The organism is Sphingomonas sp. DC4900, assembly GCF_049896485.1.
GTDB lineage: Bacteria > Pseudomonadota > Alphaproteobacteria > Sphingomonadales > Sphingomonadaceae > Sphingomonas > Sphingomonas aquatilis.
The window spans coordinates 14,201-37,496 of record NZ_JAFCUK010000011.1; the positions used below are offsets into that span (position 1 = coordinate 14,201).

General features: G+C 68.7%; 24 protein-coding genes. 20 read left to right on the top strand and 4 right to left on the bottom strand.

The window, feature by feature from the left end:
* Positions 1-27: 27 nt before the first annotated feature.
* A complete protein-coding gene (locus ACP690_RS12665) occupies positions 28-489 on the top strand; it encodes a copper chaperone PCu(A)C (RefSeq protein ID WP_231292054.1) in 462 nt (153 codons plus the stop codon).
* 113 nt (positions 490-602) lie between these two features.
* Here ACP690_RS12665 and radC read toward each other — a convergent pair whose 3' ends face one another.
* Positions 603-1,292, bottom strand: a complete 690-nt coding sequence (gene radC, locus ACP690_RS12670) for a RadC family protein (protein ID WP_426261339.1) — start codon at positions 1,290-1,292, stop codon at positions 603-605.
* Between the two features lie 65 nt (positions 1,293-1,357).
* Between radC and ACP690_RS12675 the strand changes: the two genes are divergently transcribed.
* From ACP690_RS12675 to queE, 17 genes are all read left to right on the top strand, one after another.
* The gene (locus tag ACP690_RS12675; protein WP_426261340.1) at positions 1,358-4,528 is read left to right on the top strand and encodes an intermembrane phospholipid transport protein YdbH family protein; all 3,171 of its coding nucleotides are present in this window, start codon (positions 1,358-1,360) and stop codon (positions 4,526-4,528) included.
* A 2-nt stretch (positions 4,529-4,530) separates the two neighbouring features.
* Positions 4,531-4,734 (top strand): YnbE family lipoprotein, encoded by a 204-nt coding sequence (locus ACP690_RS12680; protein ID WP_017980004.1) that lies wholly within the window; start codon positions 4,531-4,533, stop codon positions 4,732-4,734.
* Positions 4,734-5,120 (top strand): YdbL family protein, encoded by a 387-nt coding sequence (locus ACP690_RS12685; RefSeq protein WP_241890176.1) that lies wholly within the window; start codon positions 4,734-4,736, stop codon positions 5,118-5,120. The genes ACP690_RS12680 and ACP690_RS12685 overlap by 1 nt, the downstream gene beginning before the upstream one ends.
* Before the next feature lie 395 nt (positions 5,121-5,515).
* Positions 5,516-5,842, top strand: a complete 327-nt coding sequence (locus tag ACP690_RS12690; protein WP_017980002.1) for an AtpZ/AtpI family protein — start codon at positions 5,516-5,518, stop codon at positions 5,840-5,842.
* Positions 5,843-5,880: 38 nt separating this feature from the next.
* Positions 5,881-6,672 (top strand): F0F1 ATP synthase subunit A, encoded by a 792-nt coding sequence (locus tag ACP690_RS12695; protein ID WP_426261341.1) that lies wholly within the window; start codon positions 5,881-5,883, stop codon positions 6,670-6,672.
* Between the two features lie 47 nt (positions 6,673-6,719).
* A complete protein-coding gene (locus ACP690_RS12700) occupies positions 6,720-6,947 on the top strand; it encodes a F0F1 ATP synthase subunit C (RefSeq protein WP_038662560.1) in 228 nt (75 codons plus the stop codon).
* A 69-nt stretch (positions 6,948-7,016) separates the two neighbouring features.
* Positions 7,017-7,511, top strand: coding sequence for an ATPase (locus ACP690_RS12705; RefSeq protein ID WP_294314478.1), 495 nt, complete (start codon positions 7,017-7,019; stop codon positions 7,509-7,511).
* Positions 7,504-8,166 carry a hypothetical protein gene (locus ACP690_RS12710; RefSeq protein WP_295562812.1) on the top strand — a complete coding sequence of 221 codons (663 nt, stop codon included), beginning with the start codon at positions 7,504-7,506 and terminating at the stop codon, positions 8,164-8,166. The genes ACP690_RS12705 and ACP690_RS12710 overlap by 8 nt, the downstream gene beginning before the upstream one ends.
* 246 nt (positions 8,167-8,412) lie before the next feature.
* Positions 8,413-8,733, top strand: coding sequence for a DMT family transporter (locus ACP690_RS12715; protein ID WP_017979997.1), 321 nt, complete (start codon positions 8,413-8,415; stop codon positions 8,731-8,733).
* 189 nt (positions 8,734-8,922) lie between these two features.
* The gene (locus ACP690_RS12720; protein ID WP_426261342.1) at positions 8,923-9,429 is read left to right on the top strand and encodes a hypothetical protein; all 507 of its coding nucleotides are present in this window, start codon (positions 8,923-8,925) and stop codon (positions 9,427-9,429) included.
* Between the two features lie 39 nt (positions 9,430-9,468).
* Complete coding sequence (gene uvrC, locus ACP690_RS12725) at positions 9,469-11,391, top strand: excinuclease ABC subunit UvrC (protein ID WP_294210031.1); 1,923 nt, start codon at positions 9,469-9,471, stop codon at positions 11,389-11,391.
* A 385-nt stretch (positions 11,392-11,776) separates the two neighbouring features.
* Positions 11,777-14,593, top strand: a complete 2,817-nt coding sequence (locus ACP690_RS12730) for a DUF3857 domain-containing protein (protein WP_426261343.1) — start codon at positions 11,777-11,779, stop codon at positions 14,591-14,593.
* Positions 14,594-14,803: 210 nt separating this feature from the next.
* Positions 14,804-15,754, top strand: coding sequence for a polysaccharide deacetylase (locus tag ACP690_RS12735; protein ID WP_426261344.1), 951 nt, complete (start codon positions 14,804-14,806; stop codon positions 15,752-15,754).
* The gene (locus ACP690_RS12740) at positions 15,751-16,632 is read left to right on the top strand and encodes a GNAT family N-acetyltransferase (protein WP_426261345.1); all 882 of its coding nucleotides are present in this window, start codon (positions 15,751-15,753) and stop codon (positions 16,630-16,632) included. The genes ACP690_RS12735 and ACP690_RS12740 overlap by 4 nt, the downstream gene beginning before the upstream one ends.
* A 159-nt stretch (positions 16,633-16,791) precedes the next feature.
* Complete coding sequence (locus ACP690_RS12745) at positions 16,792-17,703, top strand: Hsp33 family molecular chaperone HslO (protein WP_244056586.1); 912 nt, start codon at positions 16,792-16,794, stop codon at positions 17,701-17,703.
* A 177-nt stretch (positions 17,704-17,880) separates the two neighbouring features.
* Positions 17,881-18,591: a 7-cyano-7-deazaguanine synthase QueC gene (gene queC / locus ACP690_RS12750; RefSeq protein ID WP_043060167.1), complete on the top strand. Its 711-nt coding sequence runs from the start codon at positions 17,881-17,883 to the stop codon at positions 18,589-18,591.
* Positions 18,592-18,595: 4 nt separating this feature from the next.
* The gene (queE, locus tag ACP690_RS12755) at positions 18,596-19,228 is read left to right on the top strand and encodes a 7-carboxy-7-deazaguanine synthase (RefSeq protein WP_426261346.1); all 633 of its coding nucleotides are present in this window, start codon (positions 18,596-18,598) and stop codon (positions 19,226-19,228) included.
* A gap of 233 nt (positions 19,229-19,461) precedes the next feature.
* Here queE and ACP690_RS12760 read toward each other — a convergent pair whose 3' ends face one another.
* The 3 genes from ACP690_RS12760 to lipB form a co-directional block, all read right to left on the bottom strand.
* Positions 19,462-20,190 carry a hypothetical protein gene (locus ACP690_RS12760; protein ID WP_226341858.1) on the bottom strand — a complete coding sequence of 243 codons (729 nt, stop codon included), beginning with the start codon at positions 20,188-20,190 and terminating at the stop codon, positions 19,462-19,464.
* A gap of 228 nt (positions 20,191-20,418) precedes the next feature.
* The gene (locus ACP690_RS12765) at positions 20,419-20,685 is read right to left on the bottom strand and encodes a hypothetical protein (protein WP_017979986.1); all 267 of its coding nucleotides are present in this window, start codon (positions 20,683-20,685) and stop codon (positions 20,419-20,421) included.
* 88 nt (positions 20,686-20,773) lie between these two features.
* On the bottom strand, positions 20,774-21,484 hold the full coding sequence (gene lipB, locus ACP690_RS12770; protein ID WP_426261347.1) for a lipoyl(octanoyl) transferase LipB: 711 nt from the start codon (positions 21,482-21,484) through the stop codon (positions 20,774-20,776).
* A gap of 115 nt (positions 21,485-21,599) precedes the next feature.
* Between lipB and ACP690_RS12775 the strand changes: the two genes are divergently transcribed.
* Positions 21,600-22,433: a hypothetical protein gene (locus ACP690_RS12775; protein ID WP_426261348.1), complete on the top strand. Its 834-nt coding sequence runs from the start codon at positions 21,600-21,602 to the stop codon at positions 22,431-22,433.
* Positions 22,430-23,188 (top strand): hypothetical protein, encoded by a 759-nt coding sequence (locus tag ACP690_RS12780; protein WP_241890166.1) that lies wholly within the window; start codon positions 22,430-22,432, stop codon positions 23,186-23,188. The genes ACP690_RS12775 and ACP690_RS12780 overlap by 4 nt, the downstream gene beginning before the upstream one ends.
* Positions 23,189-23,296 lie beyond the last annotated feature (108 nt).

The following is a 23,296-nucleotide window of genomic DNA, read 5'->3' on the forward strand; positions in this document are numbered from 1 at the left end:
GATCCCGTTTCGGGAAGGGATATGGACATGCGACGGCGCGAGGCTTTGCGGGCGATGGTTCTGGCGGGCGTGATGGCCGCGGGTCTGTCGGGCTGTGGCGGACCGGATCGCGTGACCGCGGACGATGCGTGGATCCGCCTGCCTGCCGCGCCGGGGCGGCCGGGGGCGGCCTATTTCACGCTGCACGGCGGGCGCAGCGATGCGACGCTGATCGACGTCAGCGCCGATGTCGCGGTCCGTGCCGAGATTCACGAGAGCATGAGCGGCGCGGGCGGCATGGCGGGAATGAAGCCGCTGGCCAGCGTGGCGGTGCCGGCGGGGGCCAAGGTGGTGTTCGCGCCGGGGGGCAAGCATGTGATGCTGTTCGACATCAACCCGCGGGCGAAGCCGGGGAAGATCTTCAACCTGACGCTGAACTTCGCCAATGGTGGGCGGATGTACGTGCCCGCGACGATCGTGGGGCCGGCCGATCCGGCGCCGGATTTTTGAGGGGGCGGGCGCCCTCCGCCTTCCCGTCACCCCGGACTTGATCCGGGGTCCCGCTTCTTCCGCCGCCGAAGGTTTAGCGGGACCCCGGATCAAGTCCGGGGTGACGAGGGGGGTTAGATCAGTCCCTGCGCTTTCAGGCTGACATGGCCGCCGACCCCCATGATGATGTGATCGTGGACGACGATCCCCATCGGCGCGCCGGCGTCGGCGATGGCGCGGGTGATCTGCACATCGGCGCGGCTGGGGGAGGGATCGCCCGAGGGGTGATTGTGGACGAGGATGATCGCCGCCGAGCCCAGGTCCATCGCGCGGCGGATCACTTCGCGGACGTGGACGGCGGCCTGGTCGATCGAGCCTTCGCTCATCACCTCGTCGCGGATCAGCATGTTGCGGGTGTTGAGGTGGAGGACGCGGAAGCGTTCGATGACGTGATGCGCCATGTCGGCGCGCAGATAGTCGAGCAGCGCCTGCCAATTGCCGAGCACGGGACGCTCGGCGACCTCCGCCTTCAGCAGCCGGATCGCGATGGCGTGCGCGATCTTGATCGCCGCCGCGGCGCTGTCGCCGACGCCGGACACGCGGGCGAGTGCCTCCGGATCGGCGGTCAGCAGCCCGCCGATGCCGCCGAATTCGCGCAACAAGGCCTTGGCGATCGGCTTGGTATCGATGCGTGGCAGCGCGAGGGTGAGGAGATATTCGATCAGCTCGTGGTCGAGCAAGGCGTCGCCACCCCCGGCAAGCAGCCGCCCGCGCAGGCGCTTGCGGTGACCGGCGGCATCGTCGGGGGGCGGGGCGGGAGCCATGGCCTGCGATCCTATGACGCGGCCGGAGCGGGTGCAACGATTGCGCCCGCGCTTGGCCCAAGCCTATGAAGGCGGTGATGGACGATGCCGCCCACCCGCCGCGCGAGACGCTGCCCCGCCGGCGACGGGGCTTCGGTGCGTTCAGCCGGCGCCGCAGCATCGCGCTCGGCGTGGCGCTGGTGGTGCTGGCGGTGTTGATCGCGCTGTGGAGCGTGCGACGGCCGATCGCGGCGCGCGTCATCGACCGCGAACTGGCGAAGCTCGGCGTGCCGGCGCGCTATACGATCGGCACGTTCGGGACGGGGCGGCAGCGGCTCAAGAATGTGGTGCTCGGCGATCCCGCCGACCCCGACCTCGTCGCCGACTGGCTGGAGGCGGAGACGCGGATCGGGCTGGACGGCGCCAAGGTGGTCGGCGTGCGGGCGGGGCATGTCCGGCTGCGCGCGCGCTGGGTGGGCGGCAAGCTGTCGTTCGGGGCGATCGACCGGCTGCTGCCGGCGCCCTCGGGCCAGGCGACGCCCTTCGCGCTGCCGGCGTTGTTCGTCGATGCCGAGGATGCGCGGCTGCGGGTCGAGACGCCGGCGGGCGTGCTGGGACTGAAGGTCAGCGGGCGCGGGCGGCTGGACGATGGCTTTGCGGGGAATGTCGCGCTGGTCGGCGAGACGCTGCGGCTGAACGATTGCGTCGCGCGCGGCGTGCAGGCGGCGCTGCGCGTAACGGTCGCCAAGGGCGCGCCGACGGTGGCCGGGCCGGTGCGACTGGCGCGCGGCGCGTGCGGGACGAGCCGAATCGCGAGCGTTGCGGCCGACATCGACGCGCGATTGTCGCCGGCGTTCGATGCGTGGCGTGGCTCGGCGCGGCTGGCGAGCGGGGCGGTGGCGGTGGCGGGTGCGTCCACCAAGGCGCTGAAGGGATCGGCGACGTTCGACGGCAATGCGACGGCGACCGAGGGGCGGGCGGACCTCGCCGCATCGGCGGTGCGTGCGCCGGGTGGTGCGGCGCAGACGCTGGCGGTGAAAGGGCGCTACCGAATCGGGGCGGAACAGCTGTTTGCGGGTACGGTGACGGTGGCCGGGGGGCAGGTCGCGCCGCGGATGCTGGCGGTGCTCGACGCCCGGACGGGCGCGGGATCGCCGGTCGCGCCGCTGGTGCGTCAGCTGAGTACGGCGCTGCGCCGGGCGGGGCAGGCGATCGACGGCAGCGCCGATCTGGCGGTGCGACAGGCGGGTGGCAGCGGCCAGCTGCGCGTGACGCGCGCGGCGCTCGCGGCGGCGAGCGGCGCGCGACTGCGGCTGGGGGGCGGCAGCGGCATCGCGTACGGCTGGCCGCAGGGGCGCGTGCATATCGATACCGCGGTGCAGATCGCGGGCGGTGGCCTGCCGCAGGCGGACGTGCAGCTGGCACAGGCCCGCGCGGGCGCGCCGATCCGCGGACGTGCGATCGTCGCGCCCTATGCCGCGGGTGGGGCGAGGCTGGCGCTGGCCCCGGTGACGTTCAGCGCGGGCAGCGGCGGCGTGACGCGGGTCACGACGCGGATCGACCTTAGCGGGCCGCTCGGCGATGGGCGAATCGAGGGGTTGCAGGCGCCGCTCGATCTCGACTGGGACGGGCGCGGGCGGCTGCGCGTCGATCCGGGGTGCGTGGCCGTCGCGATCCAGCGGCTCGCGGTGGCGGGGCTGGTGCTCGATCCGGTACGAACGCGCGTGTGCCCGCGTAATGGTGCGGCGGCGGTGGTGACGGTGGAACGCGGGCGGATCGGCGGCGGCGTGCGCCTGCCCGCGACGCGGCTGACCGGGCGATTGGGCGGTACGCCGCTGACGCTGGCGGCCAGCGGCAGCGAGTTGCGGCTGGAGGATAACGGGTTCGCCCTCAGCGGCGTCGCGGCGCGGCTGGGCAGTCCGGAGCGGGTGACGCGGATCGATCTGGGGCAGCTGACCGGCCGGATCGCGGGTGGCGGGGTTGCCGGTCAGTTCGCCGGCGGATCGGGCCAGATCGGCAACGTGCCGCTGCTGCTGGGCGCGGCGGCGGGCGACTGGAACCTGCGCGGCGGCGTGCTGGCGCTGACCGGCGCGATGACGGTCGACGATGCCGCGCCCGATCCGCGCTTCAAGACGCTCGCGGCGCGCGATGTCACGCTGCGCCTCGCCGATGGCACGATCACCGCGGGGGGCACGTTGTACGAGCCGACGAAGGCGGTGAAGGTCGCCGACGTGCGCATCGTCCATCGTCTGTCGGCGGGGGCGGGCACCGCCGATCTCACGGTGCCGGGCATCGTCTTCACCAAGGATTTTCAGCCCGACCTGCTGACCCGGCTGACCTTCGGCGTCGTCGCCGAAGTGCGTGCGACCGTCACCGGCGATGCGCATATCGGCTGGACGCCCGACGGCGTCACCTCCACCGGCACCTTCGCGACGAAGGATGCGGCGCTGGCCGCGGCGTTCGGCCCGGTGTCGGGGCTGAGCACGACGATCCATTTCAGCGACCTGCTCAGCCTGGCGAGCGCGCCGGCGCAGGTGGCGACGGTGAAGACGATCAACCCCGGCATCGCCGTGACCGACGGCACGATCGTCTACCAATTGCTGCCCGAACAGCGCGTGCAGATCGACAGCGGCGTCTGGCCGTTCGCGGGCGGCACGATGACGCTGTTGCCGACGACGCTCGATTTCGCGCAGGCGGGCCAGCGGCGGCTGACCTTCCGTCTGGACGGGGTGGCGGCGGACCAGTTCCTCCAGCAGTTCGATTTCAAGAACCTCGACGCCACCGGCATCTTCGACGGCGAGCTGCCGATGATCTTCGATGACAACGGCGGGCGGATCGAGGGCGGGCGGCTGACGGTGCGGCCGGGCGGGGGCAGCATCGCCTATGTCGGCGACCTGACGCAGAAGGATCTGGGCATCTGGGGCAATATCGCGTTCCAGGCGCTCAAATCGCTGCGCTATCGCAACCTCACCATATCCATGAACGGCCCCCTGGCGGGCGAGATGGTGACCGCGGTGCGCTTTGCCGGAGTGACGCAGGGCGAAGGCGCGAAGAGCAATTTCATCGTCCGCCGGCTGCAAAAGCTGCCCTTCGTGTTCAACATCACGATTAAGGCGCCGTTCCGCGGGCTGCTGGACAGCGCGCAAAGCTTCTACGACCCGAGTCGCCTGCTGCCCCAGCTGATCGACCGCGAACGGCGCAAGGCGGTCATTCAGCCTCCCGCAAGCGCACCCGTGCCACAACCGAAACAGGATTGAAGATGGTGAAGCGAATCACGACATTGCGGATCGCGATGGGGATGGCCGGGATCGGTATGGCGGCGACGCTGGGCGGCTGCATCAACGTGTCCGCACCCGAAAAGCCGATCCAGATCAACCTCAACATCAGCGTCACGCAGCAGGTGGTGTACCGCCTGGACGGCGAGGCGAAGGCGCTGATCGACAAGCAACCGGGGATTTTCTGATGACCAAGAGCAGCATGACGACTGGGATGATGATCGGAGCCGCCGCCATGGCGCTGGCGGGCCTGTCGGGCGCGGCGTTCGCGCAGCGCGACCCGGCCTATGCGGCGGCCCGCGAGGCGAAGGAAGTCGGCGAACAGCCCGACGGCTATCTCGGCGTGGTGAAGGGCGGCCCCGCGATCCAGGCGCTGGTCCGCGACATCAACATCAAGCGCAAGGCGGCCTATACGCAGAGCGCGCAGGCCAATGGTTCGACGGTCGAGCAATTCGCCTTCACCACCGGCTGCAACCTCGTCGCGCGTGTGCCGGTGGGCGAGATGTACAAGACGCCGTCGGGCCAGTGGAAGGAAAACACCGGCACGCCGGAGCTGGACGGGCGGTGCAAGTGACGCGGTAGACCCGCTGTCGACCCTCACCCTTCCCACCCGGCTGCGCCGGGGCGGGCCCCTTCCCTCTCCCGCCGGGAGAGGGAGGGAGCGCCGTAGGCGCGGAAGGGTGAAGGCTGTGCGAGTGATCGCTGGAGGCGCGGACGAATCTGTGTTCCGTTCGCGCTGAGCCTGTCGAAGGGCGGCTCTCCGCAAGCGTGACGCTCGTGGCAACGCGCCCTTCGACAGGCTCAGCGCGAACGGTGGTGTGAGGACGCCCCTCCCCCTGGCGGGGGGGAATTGCTTGTGGGTTACTCACCGGTTGACACCCTCGGCACCCCCACCTAAACGGACCACGCCTTGGCGGGATCGGTCGCCCTGCGCGCTTTCTCCCCCGGTTGAACGATACAGGCGAGGGGATGCGCGTGGCGGATGACGATACCGGACGAGACTTCACCAGCGCGGAGGATCCGCGGCTTTCCGCGCTCGACGAGCGGTTGAGGGAAGCCCGGCACGCCGAAGCGTTGCGGACGGGGCAGGGGGCGCCGACGGCCGATGCGGGATATTCGCTCGGCAATCGCGTGCTCGCCGCTTTGATCGGAAGCCTCGTCGGCAGTGCCCTGATCGGCTGGTGTATCGACCGCTGGTTCGGCACGACCCCATGGGCGCTGATCGTGATGCTGTTCCTCGGAATCGCGGTCGCGTTCAGGCAGATCTTACGGATTGCAGGCGAGCGCCCGGAGTAAACCGGGCGTTTGTCGTATCAGGGAGCGAAAGGCCACACGTGGCGGCAGAATCGGGCAGCAGAATCGATCCGATGCACCAGTTCCTGATCGAACCCCTGTTCGGTCGGCATTGGGTCGTCGCAGGATACGACATCTCGTTCACCAACTCCGCGTTGTGGATGGTCGTGACGCTGGTCAGCCTGTGGCTGTTCATGCTGGGCGGGATGAAGCGCGAGCTCGTCCCCGGCCGCTGGCAGGCTGCGGTCGAAGGCTTCACCGGCTTCGTGTCGAACATGCTGACGTCGAACGTCGGGCCGGCAGGCAAGCGCTTCGTACCCTACGTCTTCTCGCTGTTCATGTTCATCCTGTTCGCCAACCTGTGGGGCCTGTCGCCGGTCGGCGTCGTGCCGGGCTGGCATCCGTTCACCGTCACCAGCCACCTGACCGTCACCGGCGTGCTGGCGATCATCAGCTTCTCGATCGTGCTGATCGTGGGCTTCGGCAAGCACGGCTTCCACTTCTTCACCCTGTTCGTGCCGCACGGCACGCCGCCGCTGATGATCCCGCTGATCTTCATCGTCGAGCTGATGAGCTTCCTGGTGCGCCCCTTCTCGCTGGGCCTGCGACTGTTCGTCGCGATGACCGCGGGGCACATCCTGCTGAAGGTGCTCGCCGCCTTCGTGATCACCGGCATGAACCTGGGCGTCGGTTACGGCCTGCTCGTGTCGCTGCCCAGCTTCGTGCTGATGATCGGCATCACGCTGCTCGAGCTGCTGGTCGCCGCGATCCAGGCCTATGTCTTTGCGCTGCTGACGAGCGTGTATCTGAACGACGCCGTCAACCTGCACTGAGTTTCGTTTTTAGTTTCAACCCAACTGTTTGATACGGGAGTTTTGACATGGACGCAGAAGCCGCCAAGATGATCGGCGCCGGCCTGGCCGCGATTGGCATGGGCCTTGCCTCGCTGGGCGTGGGCAACGTGTTCGCCAAGTTCCTCGAAGGCGCGCTGCGCAATCCGGGCGCGGCGGACAGCCAGCAGGGCCGTCTGTTCATCGGTTTCGCGGGCGCCGAGCTGCTCGGCCTGCTCGCCTTCGTGACGATGATCATCCTGCTGTTCGTCGCCTAACATCGGATGCGTTCGCCGGGCGCTTACTCGCGTCCGGCGGATCGTTCGAGGTCGCGCTAAAGGGTTTCGATGCCTCAGATTTCGCAGATCGCCGCCACCTACGCTTCGCAGATCTTCTGGCTGCTCATCACCTTCGGCATCCTGTATTTCGGGATCGGGAAGATGATGGTCCCGAAGGTCATGGCGACCGTGGACGCGCGTGAAGGCCAGATCGCGGGCGACCTTGCCGCGGCCGAACAGGCCCGCCTTGCCGCCGACCAGGTCGAAGTGGCCTGGCGCGCCAAGATGGACGAGGCGCGCGCCGCGGCGCATGCCGAGACCACCGCCGCCAAGGCGCAGGCGGTCAAGGCGACCGAAAGCCAGATCAAGTCGATCGACGTCGAACTCGCCGAACGCCTCGCGCATCACGACCTCGCGGTCGGCAATGCCAAGGCGCAGGCGATGCTGAACCTGCAGGCGGTCGCCGCCGAGGTGACGCAGGATCTGGTGGCCAAGGTGTCGGGCCTGACCGTCGGCATCGATGCCGCCGCGGATGCGGTGCGCAGGAGCAACGCGCATGGCTGAGGCCGCCCCCCAGAACACGCCGGCCGGTGACGCTGGCGATGCCGCCGTCGCCGCCAATCTCGCCGATGCCGCGACCGCGCAGGGGCTGCAGACGCAGAACGTGCGGGACGGCAGCCAGCTGACCGCCAACGTCTCCGAACCCGCGGCGCATCACGTCGAGGAGCCGACCGCCCTCGGCCTGAACACCACCGGCTGGGTCGGGATCGCCGCGCTGGTCGTGCTGATCGGCATGCTGTTCGTGAAGGTGCCGGCGAAGATCGCCGCAAGCCTGGACAAGCAGATCGCCGGTGTGCGCGCCCAGCTCGACGAAGCCAAGGCGCTGCGCGCCGAGGCCGAGCGGCTGCGCGGCGAATATGAGGCGAAGGCCAAGGCTGCCGAAGCCGACGCCGCGACGATGCGCGCGCATGCCCAGGCCGAGGCGAACCAGATCATCGCCAAGGCCAAGCACGATGCGGAGGAGCTGATGGCCCGCCGCACCAAGCGCGCCGAGGACAAGATCGCCGCCGCCGAACGCGCCGCGATCGCCGAGGTCCGCGCGCTGGCGGCGGAGACCGCGTCCAAGGCGGCAGCGCTGGTGATCGCCGAAAAGCTCGACGCCGATGCCGACCGCGCGATGATCGATCGCTCGATCGCCGGATTGGGCCGGCCGAACTGATCTTTCAATCCTCCCTCGCGTCAGCGGGGGAGGGGGACCGCGGCCGAAGGCCGTGGTGGAGGGGGCGTTTCCGCAGGCGCGGCGCCTTGATTAGGCACGGCGGGCCTCGCCGTATCCTCCCCCTCCGTCAGCGCTGACGCGCTGCCACCTCCCCCTGGCAGGGGAGGACTTTCTTTTCCGACGTGCGTCTCTTCACGGGTTTCCGGCGCCGTCCCGTCTTGTCCGAGCCCGCACAGGAGCAATCCGATGTCGTGGCTTATCCTCGCAATCGCCGTCTTTACCGAAATCTGCTGGGCGCTCAGCCTGAAATGGGCGGCGACGCTGGCGACGTGGCAGGCGTCGGCGGTGCCGATCGTGCTGTCGTTCGTGAATATGGGGCTGCTCGCGCTGGCGATGCGGGGCCTGCCCGCTGGCACCGCCTATGCGGTGTGGACCGGCTGCGGCGCGGTGGGCGTCATCATCGGCGGCGTGCTGCTGTTCGGCGACAAGGTGAGCCTGGTGCAGGCGTGCTTCATGGCGGTGACCGTGGTGGGGATCGTGGGGACGAAGCTGTTCGCGCAGGCGTGAGGGGCGATGGCCCCACCCCTGCCGTCACCCCGGACTTGGTCCGGGGTCCACTTCGCGGCAAGGGGATCGCCTGAGCCTCTTGCCAACCCCTCGCAGCCCGGTGGACCCCGGACCAAGTCCGGGGTGACGAGGAATGACAGGCGGTGCTACAGGTCCCCAACGCGCCACGGCGCGAGGTGAGGTGTAGCCATGTCGATCCTGCTGTCGTTGCTGTTGATCGGAACCCAGACGCAGGCGGCGGACCGTGCGGGGAAATTCTCGCTCGACATCCCGGCGGACGAGACGGTCACCGCCCCGGCCGAACCCAAAACCGCTACCGAAGAGACGCCGAAGCCCGAGGCGCAACCGGTCGAGGCCAAGCCCGATACCGCGACCGAATCGCCGCCCGCGCCGGCGGAAGCGCCCGCTCCAGCGGCAGCCGCATCGACCACTCACGCGCATTTCTCGCTCGACACGCCGATTGTCGACCTGCTCGCCGATCCCCGCGCGAAGGCGGTGCTCGATAAGGATATGCCGGGCCTCAGCGACGACGAGAATCTGTCGAAGTTCCAGGCGCTGTCGCTGCGCCGGCTCGCGCCGCTGAGCGGCGGCCAGATGACGGCGGAGCTGATGGGCAAGCTCGCCTATGACCTCGCCGCGCTGGGTGGTGGCGCGCCGCCGCCGGTGTCGCGCAAGGGATTGCCGAGCGGGCGTTAACCTCTAGCCCCGACCCCGGCCGACTCCTACATGGCGGGCATGTCGTCCTACGGTCCGCCCGATCGATTCAACGAAGAACGCGCCACCTACGCCGTCCGCGGATCGGATACCCCCGATATCGAGGCGGGGGTCGCCGCGATCCGTAACGTGTTGCAAACGCTGCCGACGCGCTCCGGCGTCTATCGCATGCACGACGCCAAGGGCGACGTGCTGTACGTCGGCAAGGCGCGCTCGCTGAAGCAGCGGGTGGCGAACTACACGCAGGTGAAGGGGCTCACCAAGCGCCTCCAGCGGATGATCGCGCAGACGCGGTCGATGACGATCGTCACGACCAACAACGAGGCGGAGGCGCTGCTGCTCGAGGCGCAACTCATCAAGCGCTATCGCCCCGCCTACAACGTGCTGCTGCGTGACGATAAGTCGTTCCCGTTCATCCTGCTGCGCGGCGACCACGATTTCCCGCGCGTGCAGAAGCATCGCGGGGCGCGCCGCGCGCCGGGCAACTACTATGGGCCGTTCGCCAGTGCGGGCAGCGTCAACAACACGCTGAATGCGCTGCAAAAGCTGTTCCTGCTGCGCAGCTGCACCGATGGTTTCTTCAAGACGCGGGATCGGCCGTGCCTGCTGTACCAGATCAAGCGCTGCTCGGCCCCCTGCGTCGGGCGGATCGACAAGGACGGATATAAGGAACTGGTCGACGATTGCCGCGACTTCCTGGCCGGCAAGTCGACCAAGGTGCAGGCCAAGCTCGGCGCGCAGATGCAGGCGGCGGCGGAGAACATGGACTTCGAACTGGCCGCGCTGCTGCGCGACCGGTTGAAGGCGCTAACGTTCGTGCAGGGCACGCAGGCGATCAACGCGGAGGGCGTGGGCGATGCCGACGTCTTCGCGCTGGCGTGCAAGGACGGGGTGATCGGCATCCAGGCCTTCTTCATCCGCGGCGGCCAGAATTGGGGGCATCGCAGCTTCTTCCCGCAGCACACCAACGATGTGCCCGAGGATGAGGTGCTGGCGAGCTTCCTCACGCAATTTTACGAGGAAGTGCCGCCGCCCAAGACGATCCTGCTCGACCGCGAGCTGGGCGAGGGCGCGCTGCTGGGCGAGGCGCTGGGCGAGCGCGCGGGCTATAAGGTCGCGCTGTCGGTGCCTCAGCGCGGCGACCGGCGTCGGCTGATGGACCAGGCCAAGCGCAACGCGATCGAGGCGCTGGAGCGGCGGCTGGCGGAGAGCACGACGCAGGCGAAATTGCTGCGCGAGGTGGCGGAGCTGTTCGACCTGGGCGACCCGCCCGACCGGATCGAAATCTACGACAACAGCCATATCCAGGGCAGCAATGCCGTAGGTGCGATGGTGGTCGCGGGGCCGGAGGGCTTCCGCAAGGGCCAGTATCGCAAGTGGAATATCAAGGGGAATGAGGCGGCGACCGACAGCGACGTCGGCATGATGCGCGAGGTGTTCCGCCGCCGCTTCGCCCGCCAGCTGGAGGAAGCGCCCGATCGTGACGACGGGACATGGCCCGACCTCGTCCTGATCGACGGCGGCAAGCCGCAGCTCAATGCGGCGAAGGCGGTGCTGGAGGACCTGGGGATCGAGGACGTGTGCCTGGTCGGCATCGCCAAGGGGCCGCACCACGGCCGCGAGGGGCGCGAGGTGTTTCACCTGCTCGACGGGCGCGAATTCCAGTTGCCGGTCAATGCGCCGGTGTTGTTCTACCTCCAGCGGCTGCGCGACGAGGTCCACCGTTTCGTGATCGGCGCGCATCGCGACAAGCGCGCGAAGGCGATCGGCGCGAGCCCGCTGGACGAGGTGCCCGGCATCGGGCCTGCGCGCAAGAAGGCGCTGCTGATGCACTTCGGCACCGGCCGCGCGGTGCGCAATGCGAGCCTGGAGGATCTGAAGAAGGCGCCCGGCGTGTCGGCGGGGGTCGCGCAGCAGGTGTACGACTTCTACCACGCGCGGTGAGGTTCGGGCGCGCAACCCAAGGAGACCCGTCACCCCGGACGTGGTCCGGGGTCCACCGGGCCGCTAGGGGGTGGCAAGAGTCTCCTGCCGTTCCCCTCGCCGCAGAGTGGACCCCGAACCAAGTCCGGGGTGACGAAGAAGAGCGATACGTGCTCTTCCACCGCATCCTCATCTTTTCTGCGTTGCCGCTGCATCGTGGGTCGCTAGACTGATCGATATCGGGGGCGGGGGTCATCCGGGGGTGATCGTTTGCACCGTTCGCCCTGAGCCTGTCGAAGGGCCCGTCGCCGCGAGCGTCATGCTTGGGGAGGGGCGTGCTTCGACAGGCTCAGCACGAACGGCGTGTGATGTGACGTCATCTGCTTTTGGGATGGCAGGGGGGATTATGATGAAGATGCGGCGACTGGCGCTGGTGGCGCTGTTCGGGTCGACTAGTTGGGCGGCGCAGGCGGCCGACAAGGTGCTGTACCAGCCGGTGCCGGCCTGGGTGAAGCCGGCGCCCGCGGTCGATCCCGCCAGCGTCACGCCCGATTCGCCGGTGCTGATGGTGCTCGACAACCAGCAGCGGCTGGAGGGCGGCACGGTGTGGCAGTACACCGACACCGCGACGCGGATCGCGACGGCCGAGATGCTGGGGCAGGCAGGGACGGTCAGCCTGCAATGGCAGCCGGCGGCGGGCGACCTGATCGTCCACCGCGCCGAGATCATCCGCGGGCCCGAGCGTATCGACCTGCTGAAGGCGAACGCGAATGGCGCCAAGGCGGGGTTCGATGTGCTGCGTCGCGAACAGAAGCTGGAACAGCGCCAGCTGGATGGCATGCTGACCGCGACGATGGCGGTGGAGGGCCTGCGCGTCGGCGATATCCTGCACGTCGTCGTATCGATCACGCGCAAGGACGCGGTGTTGCAGGGCGCGATGCAGGGCTTCCAGGCGCTGCCGTCGGCGCCGCTGAAGATCGGCTATGCGCGGGCCCGCGTGCTGTGGCCGGCGACCGATCAGGTGCGCTGGAAACTCTATGCCGAGGCGCCCAAGCCGGTGGAGAGCGTCGTCGGTGGCTATCGCGAGATCAGCGTGCCGCTGCCGCTCGCCAAGCAGCCCGACCTGCCCAATGACGTACCGGTGCGGTTCCAGCGGCTGGGGCTGCTGGAGGCGACGAGCTTTGCCGATTGGGCGGCGGTGTCGAAGGTGATGGCGCCGCTCTATACGACCGACGGGCTGATCGCCGCCGATCCGGCGCTGTCCGCGGAGGTCGCCAAGATCAAGGCGGCGAGCAGCGACCCGATGCAGCGCACCGCGGCGGCGCTGCAATTGGTGCAGGAACAGGTCCGCTATCTGTTCAACGGCATGGATCAGGGCAATTACAAGCCGCAGAGCCCGGCCCAGACGTGGCAGCTGCGCTATGGCGACTGCAAGGCGAAGACCCTGCTGCTGCTGTCGATCCTGCGCGCGCTGGATATCGAGGCGGAGCCGGTGCTGGCGAGCAGCAAGCTGGGCGACCTGCTGCCCGATCGCCTGCCGACGCCCGGCGCGTTCGACCATATCCTGGTGCGCGCGAGCGTGAACGGCGAAACCTTGTGGCTGGACGGCACCGACGCCGGCGCCCGGCTGGCCGACCTGCGCGATACGCCGCCGTTCCGCTGGACGCTGCCGGTGCGTACAGCGGGAGCGCCGCTGCTCGCGCTGCCGATGCGCACGCCGGCGCGGCCGCATATCGAGGCGACGATCGATCTGGATGAGAGTGCGGGCGTCGACCTGCCGGCGGTGCTGACGGCGACGGTCAACCTGCGCGGTCGCATCGGCCAGATGCTGCAGGCGGCGCAGGCGCAGGCGAGCCGCGAGGATATCCGCAAGATGGCGGACAAGATGACGCAGGGGATCATTGGCTCCGCGACCGTGGTCGATCGCACGCTGAAATATGACGCCGCGACGGGCCTGGCCACGGTGACCGTCACCGGCATCGCCTATCCGGACTGGAATCGCGTCGACCAACGCTATCGCAGCGTGATCGACCGGACGGTGGCGGGCATGACCTTCGAACCCGATCGTGCGCGCGCGGCCTGGGCGGCGATGCCGGTCGCCACGGGCGACGGGGCCTATTACCGCAGCCTGACCCGCATCCGCCTGCCCGATAGCGGCAAGGGCTACACGCTGGAGGGCGATCGCAGCTTCGCCAAGCCGATGGCGGGGGTGACGGTGACGCGGACCGTCGCGGAGGCGAATGGCGTGGTGACGATCGACGACCGCTCGGTCCTGTCGGGCGCCGAAGTGCCCGCGAACGAGATCGCCGCCAACCGGGCCGCGATCAGCGCGGCCAAAAACCGGTTGCTGAGCGTCGTCGCGCCCGCCGATCTGCCCAACCTGCCCGCCCGGGTGGAGGCGACGAAGCGCGCCGGCGGGTTCGCCAAGCTCGCCGCGCTGTACGATCGCGGCGTCGCCGACCAGCCCGACGAGGCGGAGGTCTATACCAATCGCGCCTGGTTCTACGAGCAGACGTACGACCGGCCCAAGGCGATCGCCGATCTGACGCGGGCGATCGCGATCACGCCCGATGCCAGCACCTATACCCGGCGCGCCGCGCTGTATCGGCAGACCGGCGACCTCAGCAAAGCGTTCGCCGATCTGACCGCCGCGCGCGGCATCGACCCGTCGGACGACGATACCGTCGAGGCGCTGGCGACGCTGCGCGCCGATCGCGGCGAAAAGGATGCGGCGATCGAGCTGGTGCAGGAACGGATCGATGCGGGCGGCAAGAGCAAGCCCGGCATGATCGCGCTGAAGGCCGACGTGCTCGCACGCACCGGCGACAAGGATGGGGCGATCGCGGCGATCGATCAGGCGGTGGCGGCAGGGCCGGGCAATCCGCGGCTGCTCAACAGCCGATGCTGGATCAAGGGCACGCTGAACGTCGCGCTCGATACCGCATTGAAGGATTGCACGCGCTCGATCGAGCTCAGCGATTCGACCACAGCGGCGTTGGACAGCCGGGCGATGGTGTTCTTTCGCATGAACCGCTTCGACGATGCGCTCGCCGACCTCAACGCCGCGCTCGACAATGCGCCGGGGCTGGCGGCGAGCCTGTACATGCGCGGGCTGATCCTGGGGCGGCAGGGCAAGGCCGAAGGCAAGGCGGATCTCGCCGCCGCGCGCCTGATCAACCCGCGGATCGACGAGGATTACAAGCGCTACGGCATCCAGCCGTGATGGCCCTTGCCGCCACGCGGGAGGGCGACCGGGCCGAGTCGCCCTATGCGATCAAGCGGGTCCGCGCTGGTTGTTTTGCGTGATCCGGTGGCCCAAGGCCGACGGGCGGCAGCGCAAAAGCGGCCGAGACATAATTTGTTACGGCCATTATGGTCTGAAATATGACCCGGCCTAGGCATTTGTTCATCGGCGGCGGATAGGGCGGAGGGGATGACGACCTCCGTCTTCCTGACCGTCGATGTCGAATTCGCGTGGCGCCATTATGCCGCGGGATATGACGTCGATACGATCTATGCCCGTTCGATCGAGCCGGCGGGGGTGGGGTTGTCCTTTCAACTGGCGCAATTGGCCCGCCATGGGCTGAAAGCGTGCTTCTTCGTCGATCCGATGCCGGCGCTGGTCTTCGGTATCGATCCCGTGCGGCGGATGGTGAAGACGATCCTGGCGGCGGGGCAGGAGGTGCAGCTGCACATCCACCCCAATTGGCGCGGGGCCGACGAGAGCGATCGCAAGACCCGTTACGGCCGGTTCCAGCTGCACGAATATGGCGCCGACGAACAGCGCGCCTTGCTCGTCACCGCGACCGAGCTGCTGGTCGCGGCGGGGGCACCGCCGCCGATCGCGTTTCGCGCGGGCAGCTATTCCGCGAACGACGACACGCTACGGGCCCTCGCCGATCTGGGCTTCGCCTATGACAGCAGCCACAATGGCGGCGAGGCGCAGGTGAGCCGCATCCAGCTGGCACCGACGCAGATCGCGCCGGTGATGCGCGAGCTGGTCGAGGTGCCGGTGACGGTGATCGAGGAATTGCCCGGGCGGCTGCGCACGTTCCAGCTGTGCGCGCTGTCGCGGCATGAGGCGGCGGCGGCGCTGGATCATGCGATGGCCGCGGCGCATCAGGCGGTGACGATCGTCAGCCATGGCTTCGAACTCGCCAATCGGGCGGGCACGCATGCCAATGCGGTGCATGTCCGGCGCTTCGATGCGCTGTGCCGACGGCTGGCGGAACGCGCGGCGGCGTTGCCGACGCGGCATTTCGCCGATCGGCCGGTATTGGCGCTGGATGCGGACGACCGGCCGCTGGGCCCCGCCTTGTGGCGCCGCCGGGCGCGGCAGGCGGAGCAGGCCTGGTCGAATTGGGTGTCGGAACGGCGCCGGTGAGCGCGATTCCCTTACGCTTTCAGGTGGGTGCGCGGACGCTCGCCACGGTGCGGCGCGATCTGGTGCGCGTGCCGCTGGCGCTGGATGACGTGCTGGCCGGAGCGCTGCCCGCGTTGCCGCCGGCGCGGGGCGACGGCTATCTGGTGACCTCGCTGCCCGCGGCCCTCGCCGCTGCGCTTCCCGCGAGCGGGCGGATCGTGCGGGAGCGGCAGCGCTACACGCGGTATTTTACCGACCTGTCGATCGGGCATGCGGCGTGGCTGGCGAGCCTGTCGGGGTCGGCACGCGCGACGCTGCGGCGCAAGACCAAGAAGGTGGCGGCGGCGGGGATGGTGGTGCGTGCCTATCGCGACGCGGCGGACTTCGATGCCTTTCACCCGATCGCGCGCGGTATTTCGGCACGAACCTATCAGGAGCGGTTGCTCGATTCGGGCCTGCCAGCCGCGCCCGAGGCGGTCGCACGGCTGCGCGCGCGGGCGGCGGCGGATGGCCTGCGCGCGTGGCTGCTGCTGATCGGCGGAAAGCCCGCAGCCTATCTGTGCTGCACGGCCCAGGGGCATGCGCTGCGCTACGATTATGTCGGCCACGATCCGGCGTTCGGTGATCTGTCGCCGGGCACGGTGCTACAGGCAGCGGCGTTCGAGGACCTGTTCCGGGATCGGTTCGCGCGATTCGATTTCACCGAAGGGGAGGGGCAGCACAAGCGGCTGTTCGCGACCGGCGGGGTGGAATGCGTCGACCTGCTGGTGCTGACGCCCACGTTGGCCAATCGCGCGACTCTGGCGGCGCTGGCGGGATTCGATGGTGCGGTGGCGGTGGCAAAGCGGGCGATGGGCCATCCGCGGCTGCGGGCGCTGGCGAAGGCCGTGCGGCGGTAGGGCTGTAACGGCCGCTCCGCACCCGCCCTCACCCTTCGGCGTTGCGCGCCTCTTCCCTCTCCCGGTGGGAGAGGGAGGGAGCGGCGAAGCCGCGGAAGGGTGAGGGTCGGTACGGCCCCACCGGTTGACCCTCGCCGTGCCACGCCCCATCTCGCGGGCATGCAACAATCCACTACCGATCTCGATCGCGCGCTCGGCTTCGCGATCCCCAGCCGCTCGGCGCGCGGCCGTGTCGTGCGGCTGGGGCCGGCCCTCGACAGCGTGCTTGCCGCACACGCCTATCCCCCCGCGATCGAGGCGCTGCTCGCCGAGGCGCTGACGCTCGCCGCGTTGATCGGCTCGACGCTGAAGGACCCGAGCGGCCAGCTGACGATGCAGACGCGCACCGAAAACGGCGTCGTCCGCCTGCTGGTGTGCGACTATCGCGGTGGCGAAGTGCGCGGCTATATCGATTACGACGCGGACAAGTTCGCCGAAATGCCGGAAAAGCCGACGCTGTTCGCGCTGTTCGGCCAGGGCTATCTCGCCATCACCTTCGATCTTGCTACCACCGGCGAGCGCTATCAGGGCATCGTGCCGCTGGACGGCGACACGCTGGCGCAGGCGGCCGAAAGCTATTTCGTCCAGTCCGAGCAGATCCCGAGCCTGGTCAGCGTCGGCATCGCGCGCGATGGCGAGGGGCATACGGTTGCCGGCGGCCTGTTCCTCCAGCACCTGCCCGAAGGCGAGGTGGGGCGCGAGCGGCTGCACACGCGGCTCGACCATCCCGAATGGGAGCATGTCGAGGCGCTGGGCCGGACGATGGGGGTCGACGAACTCGCCGATCCGGCGCTGCCGCTCGAGACATTGGTCTGGCGCCTGTTCAATGAGGAGGAAGAGGTGCGCGCACTCGCCTCGACACCCCTGTCGCGCGGCTGCCGCTGCACCGGCGATTATATCGCCAGCGTGCTCGCCAAATTCACGCCCGAGGAACGGCGCGAGATGGCGGACGAGAATGGGCTGATCCAGGTCGATTGCGCGTTCTGCGCGACCAAATTCCCCATTCCGGCGGATGCCGCCGCGGTGGCGTGAGCCATGGGGCGAATCTGCACCGGATAGTAAGGATTTCCCGCTAAAACAGGCGTGTGGATGCTTCAGCGTCGCACGCTTTTCTCCCTAAAAGGGCGCTTGCGCCCTTCCCCTTTGAGGCCCGCGCCCCCCGTGCGGGCCTTTTCTTTTGGCCACGATTCGCCTAGCGGGCGGCGGATCATGATGAACCAGAACCAGGCCGCACCGTTGGCCGTCGTGCTCGTCTCCGGCGGGCTCGACTCGATGATCTCCGCCGCCAGCGCGCGGGAGCAGGGCTATCGCGTGCTCGCGCTGTCGGTCGACTATAACCAGCGCCACCGCGTCGAACTGGCGGCCGCGCGCCGCGTCGCCAATGTACTCGGCGCCGAACGCCATATCATCCTGCCGCTCGACCTGTCGGCCTTCGGCGGATCGGCGCTGACCGACGATATCGCCGTGCCCAAGGATGGCGTCGGCACCGAGGAGGGCGGCGGCATTCCCGTCACCTATGTCCCTGCGCGCAATACGATCTTCCTCAGCCTCGCGCTCGGCTGGGCGGAGGCGGCGGGCGCGCGCGACCTGTTCATCGGCGTCAACGCGCTCGATTATTCGGGCTATCCCGATTGCCGGCCGGAATTCATCGCGGCGTTCGAAGGGCTGGCGGAGATCGCCACCAAGGCGGGCGTCGAGGGCCAGCGCTTCACGATCCACGCGCCGCTCCAGCATATGACCAAGGCGGATATCGTGCGCGAGGGCCAGCGGCTGGGCGTCGACATGGGGCTGAGCTGGTCGTGCTACGATCCCGCGCCCGGCGGCGTGCATTGCGGCACCTGCGACAGCTGCCGCCTGCGGTCCAAGGGGTTCGAAGACGCAGGGATTCCCGATCCCACGGTCTACGCCGTCCGGGTGTGATGCGATGAGCTATGCGGTCAAGGAGATGTTCCTCACCCTGCAGGGCGAGGGCGTCAATGCCGGCCGGCGCGCGGTGTTCGTGCGCTTTGCCGGCTGCAATCTGTGGAGCGGGCGCGAGCAGGATCGCGCCACGGCGGTCTGCCGCTTCTGCGATACCGATTTCGTCGGCACCGATGGCCTCGGCGGGGGCAAGTTTGCGGACGCAGGCGCGCTGGTCGCAGCGGTCGCGGGCTTATGGGGCGCGGGGCAGGCGGATCGCTTCGTCGTGCTGACCGGGGGCGAGCCGATGTTGCAGGTCGACGATGCGCTGGTCGATGCGCTGCATGATGCGGGCTTTCGCATTGCGATCGAGAGCAACGGTACGCTGCCCGTCCACCCCGGTATCGACTGGGTGTGCATCAGCCCCAAGGCGGGGAGCGAGGTGGTGCAGCGATCGGGCGACGAATTGAAGCTCGTCTGGCCGCAGCCGGGCACGGACATCGACGCGATCGAAAGCTGGGACTTCGCGCACCGGTTGCTCCAGCCGATGGACGATGCCGCCGGCCAGGCGAATGTCGACGCCGCGATCGCGCTGGTGATGGAGCGCCCGCACTGGCGGCTGTCGCTTCAGACGCACAAGCTGTTGGGGTTGCGATAGGGGCGGGGGCGCCCTTGGTTTTCACGAACCGTCATTCCCGCGGAGGCGGGAATCCAGACGCGCAGGTCTTCGAAAGAACCGCAAGGTTAGCGGTTCTGGATCCCCGCCTTCGCGGGGATGACGATCGGGTGAATGGGGCGGCGGCAGAAGACGCCAACGGCCTGCCGCATCGGGATTGAATTCCGGACCATGCCAGGTGACCGAACGGGCGGGGCGAGCCGCGCCCGTTCGCCTTAGCGCTGCGCCGTCTCGGTGCCCTTTGCGGTGGCCGCGACCGTGGTGGGGGCGGCGGGTGGCCAGGCGAAGGCGCCGCACTTCTTGGTGACCCATTCGCCCTTCTTGTTCCAGCAGATCGGATCGAACCGCGGCTTGGAGGCGTAATCACGACCCAGGTAGCGCTGGAAATGCTGTTCGCCATACGGCGTCAGGCTGTTGCGCAATTCGCGGATGCGCGACAGCGCCAGCGGGCCGAAGCCACCACGCGGCGCGAAGACGGCGTCGCGGCCGATCTCGCTGGCGGTCTGGCAGAAGTTGAGCTGGGCGGAGACGGTGGCGAAATTCGAATAGGTGCGCGTGCCGAACTGATCGAGCGCGTTCTGTCCGTCGCGCGGGGTCTTCGACGTGCGGGTGAAATATTTCGTCAGCGTCTGCCAGACGCCGGCCAGCTCGTCCTTATGGTCGAGCAGCACCGCATTGTAGTTTTCGCGCGTCAACAGCGTCGGTTCGAACTGGCATTGCAGCGCCGCGACGTTGAGCGCGGCGCGCAGGTTCCACGCCATCGCCGCGCGCAGCTCCACCGGGGTGGCGCCGGGCAGCACCTGGCCCAGATTGGCCTCCGTCCCCGTCACTTCCTCGCCATGATAATCGTGCGATCGCAGGAAGAACTGCGCCGACGCGGGCGCCGCCGCCACCAGGCTGGTCGCCGCGCATCCCAGCGCGAACACCATCCGCAACTTACTCATCTGAACCCATCCTCGCCGAAGCAATATCGGGCAATTCTAGATGGTTTTGGCGGGCGACCCAATCCCTGATTAAGCATGTTCCGCCAAATTTCGTCGCGAATGCGCCAAAGCGTTGCCTCGTTCGGCCATGGGTCTGTGCCAAAGCTCTTGCCGCGCGCGCCGATACGAAAACGGCCGCCCGGTTGCCCGGACGGCCGTTTCGCAAATGAAATAACCCGAAGCGGGAAATTACATCGCGTTCGTGGTCGTGGTGGTGTTCGACGTCATCATGGTGTCGTTCGCCATCATGGTGTCGTTGGCCATCATGCCACCGTTCGACGCGCCGTCGACGGCGGTCATGTTGTCGCTCATGGTGCCCATGTCGTCGGTCGAGTTCATGTCGGTGACCATGGTGTTCTCGGTGGTCGTCTCGGTCTTCGGGCCGCAGGCCGACACGGCGAGAGCGGCGCCGGCGATCAGCGAGCCGGTCAGGATCTTGGAGATGGTTGCACGCATTGGAAGCTCCCTAGAATAGGATTTGGACGGCTTGCTGGCCCTTTAATTCCCAAATCACGGTAGACATTAATCGCATAACGGCCCGCCCTCAAGCCTCGTTTTCTCCCCGGGGGGATGCGGGGCAGGCGAGGGAGGACAGGAAGGCCGGGGCGGTCAACGCGAGGGCGGCGTCAAAGGTTGCGAGATCGGCGTTGCGTTCCAGGGCCTTAAGGCTGGTGACGGGGAATTCCCGCAGGCCGCAGGGCACGATGCCCCCAAAATGGGACAGGTCGGGCGCGACATTCACCGCCAGGCCGTGCAGCGTGATCCAGCGGCGCACGCGCACGCCGATCGCGCCGATCTTCGCCTCGGGGCCGCCGTCCGTCGTCCATATGCCGACGCGCCCCTCCGCGCGGAACGCCGAGACGCCGAGTTCCGCGAGCGCCGCGATGACCCAGCCTTCGACGCCATGGACGAAGCAGCGCACGTCCTTCCCGCGCTGGCCGAGATCGAGCACCATATAGACGATGCGCTGACCCGGCCCGTGATAGGTGTATTTGCCGCCGCGGCCCGTCGCGACGACGGGAAAGCGCGCGTCGATCAGGTCGCCGGGTGCGGCGCTGGTGCCGGCGGTGTAGACCGGCGGGTGTTCCAGCAGCCAGATCAGTTCGCGCGCTTCGCCCGCCAGGACGGCGGCGGCGCGCGCCTCCATCTCGGCCAGCGCCACGTCATAGGGGGTGAGGCCGGGCGACACGCGCCATTCGATACGGCCCCCGTCTATAGCGTTGGAATTCATCGTGCCGACGTCGATCTCGCTCATTCTCGCCATGTGTGGCAGCGGCGGCACGCTGGCAAGTCGTGCGGGACCGGTTGCGAGTGGCCAAGCCGCGGACGTTGGGCTAGTCCGGCGCGCGAACCGCGAAGGGGGCGAGCCGATGGTCAAGATGGGTGACGTGTGGGACCGGACCAGCGAGGTGCTGGGCGGGCGTGGCGGCATGCTGGCCGGCATCGCGATCCTGACCGTGTTCGTGCCGGGCGTGATCAATGCAGCCTATACATCCTACGCGCCGGCCGGCGGCCTGCGATCGGCGATCGTCGTGCTGTTGCTGATCGCGGTGACGATCGCGTCGATCTGGGGGCAGCTGGCGATCATCGCCGCCGCCACCGATCCGGCAACGACACGCCCCGTGGCGCAGCGGCAGGCGACCGAACGACTGCTGCCCGCGCTGGGCGTGATGCTGGTGCTCGGCATCGTCGTCACGATCGCCTTCCTGCCGGCGATCGTGCTGCTGGTGATGTCGCATATGGACTTTGCCGCCATGGCGAACGGTACGCCGCCGGCGAGCCCCGAGGCGTCCGGGCCGCTGCTGCTCGCCGGCCTGTATATGCTGGTCGCCTTTGTCGTGCTGCTGTTCGTCGGCGCGCGGTTGCTGCCGCTGTACGCGGTGGTGCTGCGCGAGCGGCTGGGGCTGGGCGCGATCGGCCGCGCGTGGCGGTTGACGCGGCGGCATACATGGCGGCTGGTCGGCGCGGTGCTGCTGTTCATGATCGTCGTGATGATCGCGAGCTGGGCGGCGCAGGCGGTCGCAGGCCTCGTCACCGCGCTGGTGCTGGGCGGCGATGCCGTGGCGACGGTGCGGTTCGTCGGCACCGTGGCGGCACAGGCGGCATCGACCGCTCTGACGCTAGTGGCGATCGTCTTTTCGGCGCAGGCCTATGTCGCGTTCGTTGCGCGGGACGCGATGCTGCGGGCGCGGGCCGCGGCGTGAGGATCACGCTTGCCGCCTTGCTGAGCGACGCCTGGGCGCTGTTCCGGCGTGAGGCCGACGTGCTGGTGCGCGCCGCCGGCCTGTTCCTGTTCGTGCCGACCTATGCGCTGTTGCTGCTGGTCGGGCCGCTGCCGTTCCCCGATCCCGATATCGCCGACACGCAGGCGCGCGCGCAGGCGTGGATGGACAAATTGGACGTCTGGGTCGGCGATTACGGGCTGGGCTCGGTCGTCGCCTATGCGATCACCTATTTCGGTACGGCGCTGCTCTATTGCCTGCTGCTCGACCGCAACCGGCCGACGGTGGGCGAGGCGCTGAAGCGGACTGCGGTGATGTTTCCGCGCTACCTTCTAGCGATGGTGGTCGTGTCGATCCCGTCGGGGGCGGGCATGTATCTGCTGCTGCTGCCCGGCCTGTGGCTGATGAGCCGCTTTATGCTGGCCGGCCCGATCCTGTTCGCCGAAGCGCCGGTGGGGGCGATGGCGGCGGTCGGCCGATCGTGGCGGCTGACGCGCAAGGCGCAATTCTCGCTGCTCGGCGCGATCGTGACCGTCTATCTGGGCGCTGTTCTAGCGGGCCAACCGTTCATGCTGGTCGCGCGCTGGCTGGGCGGCACCGCGGCGGAGGGCGGCGGGGCCAATCCGCTGGCCGTCGCGATCGTCCACGCGTTCGCGGCGGGCGTGGCGACGCTGGCGCAGATCGCGGGGGTGTTGATCGCGGTCGCGGCGTATCGGCGGGTGTCGGTGGCTGACTAACCTGCCCTGAGCGGCCACGCCCTCACCCTTCCCACGACCCTCGGTCGCGTGCCCTTCCCTCTCCCGGCGGGAGAGGGAGGGAGCGGCGCAGCCGCGGAAGGGTGAGGG

Excerpts from the sequence above, each read along its gene's own strand:
- ACP690_RS12665 (WP_231292054.1), top strand. The coding sequence starts at position 28 with ATGCGACGGCGCGAGGCTTTGCGGGCGATGGTTCTGGCGGGCGTGATG.
- radC (WP_426261339.1), bottom strand. The coding sequence starts at position 1,292 with ATGGCTCCCGCCCCGCCCCCCGACGATGCCGCCGGTCACCGCAAGCGC.
- ACP690_RS12675 (WP_426261340.1), top strand. The coding sequence starts at position 1,358 with ATGAAGGCGGTGATGGACGATGCCGCCCACCCGCCGCGCGAGACGCTG.
- ACP690_RS12680 (WP_017980004.1), top strand. The coding sequence starts at position 4,531 with ATGGTGAAGCGAATCACGACATTGCGGATCGCGATGGGGATGGCCGGG.
- ACP690_RS12685 (WP_241890176.1), top strand. The coding sequence starts at position 4,734 with ATGACCAAGAGCAGCATGACGACTGGGATGATGATCGGAGCCGCCGCC.
- ACP690_RS12690 (WP_017980002.1), top strand. The coding sequence starts at position 5,516 with ATGCGCGTGGCGGATGACGATACCGGACGAGACTTCACCAGCGCGGAG.
- ACP690_RS12700 (WP_038662560.1), top strand. The coding sequence starts at position 6,720 with ATGGACGCAGAAGCCGCCAAGATGATCGGCGCCGGCCTGGCCGCGATT.
- ACP690_RS12705 (WP_294314478.1), top strand. The coding sequence starts at position 7,017 with ATGCCTCAGATTTCGCAGATCGCCGCCACCTACGCTTCGCAGATCTTC.
- ACP690_RS12710 (WP_295562812.1), top strand. The coding sequence starts at position 7,504 with ATGGCTGAGGCCGCCCCCCAGAACACGCCGGCCGGTGACGCTGGCGAT.
- ACP690_RS12715 (WP_017979997.1), top strand. The coding sequence starts at position 8,413 with ATGTCGTGGCTTATCCTCGCAATCGCCGTCTTTACCGAAATCTGCTGG.
- ACP690_RS12720 (WP_426261342.1), top strand. The coding sequence starts at position 8,923 with ATGTCGATCCTGCTGTCGTTGCTGTTGATCGGAACCCAGACGCAGGCG.
- uvrC (WP_294210031.1), top strand. The coding sequence starts at position 9,469 with ATGTCGTCCTACGGTCCGCCCGATCGATTCAACGAAGAACGCGCCACC.
- ACP690_RS12730 (WP_426261343.1), top strand. The coding sequence starts at position 11,777 with ATGATGAAGATGCGGCGACTGGCGCTGGTGGCGCTGTTCGGGTCGACT.
- ACP690_RS12735 (WP_426261344.1), top strand. The coding sequence starts at position 14,804 with ATGACGACCTCCGTCTTCCTGACCGTCGATGTCGAATTCGCGTGGCGC.
- ACP690_RS12745 (WP_244056586.1), top strand. The coding sequence starts at position 16,792 with ATGCAACAATCCACTACCGATCTCGATCGCGCGCTCGGCTTCGCGATC.
- queC (WP_043060167.1), top strand. The coding sequence starts at position 17,881 with ATGATGAACCAGAACCAGGCCGCACCGTTGGCCGTCGTGCTCGTCTCC.
- queE (WP_426261346.1), top strand. The coding sequence starts at position 18,596 with ATGAGCTATGCGGTCAAGGAGATGTTCCTCACCCTGCAGGGCGAGGGC.
- ACP690_RS12760 (WP_226341858.1), bottom strand. The coding sequence starts at position 20,190 with ATGAGTAAGTTGCGGATGGTGTTCGCGCTGGGATGCGCGGCGACCAGC.
- ACP690_RS12765 (WP_017979986.1), bottom strand. The coding sequence starts at position 20,685 with ATGCGTGCAACCATCTCCAAGATCCTGACCGGCTCGCTGATCGCCGGC.
- lipB (WP_426261347.1), bottom strand. The coding sequence starts at position 21,484 with ATGAGCGAGATCGACGTCGGCACGATGAATTCCAACGCTATAGACGGG.
- ACP690_RS12775 (WP_426261348.1), top strand. The coding sequence starts at position 21,600 with ATGGTCAAGATGGGTGACGTGTGGGACCGGACCAGCGAGGTGCTGGGC.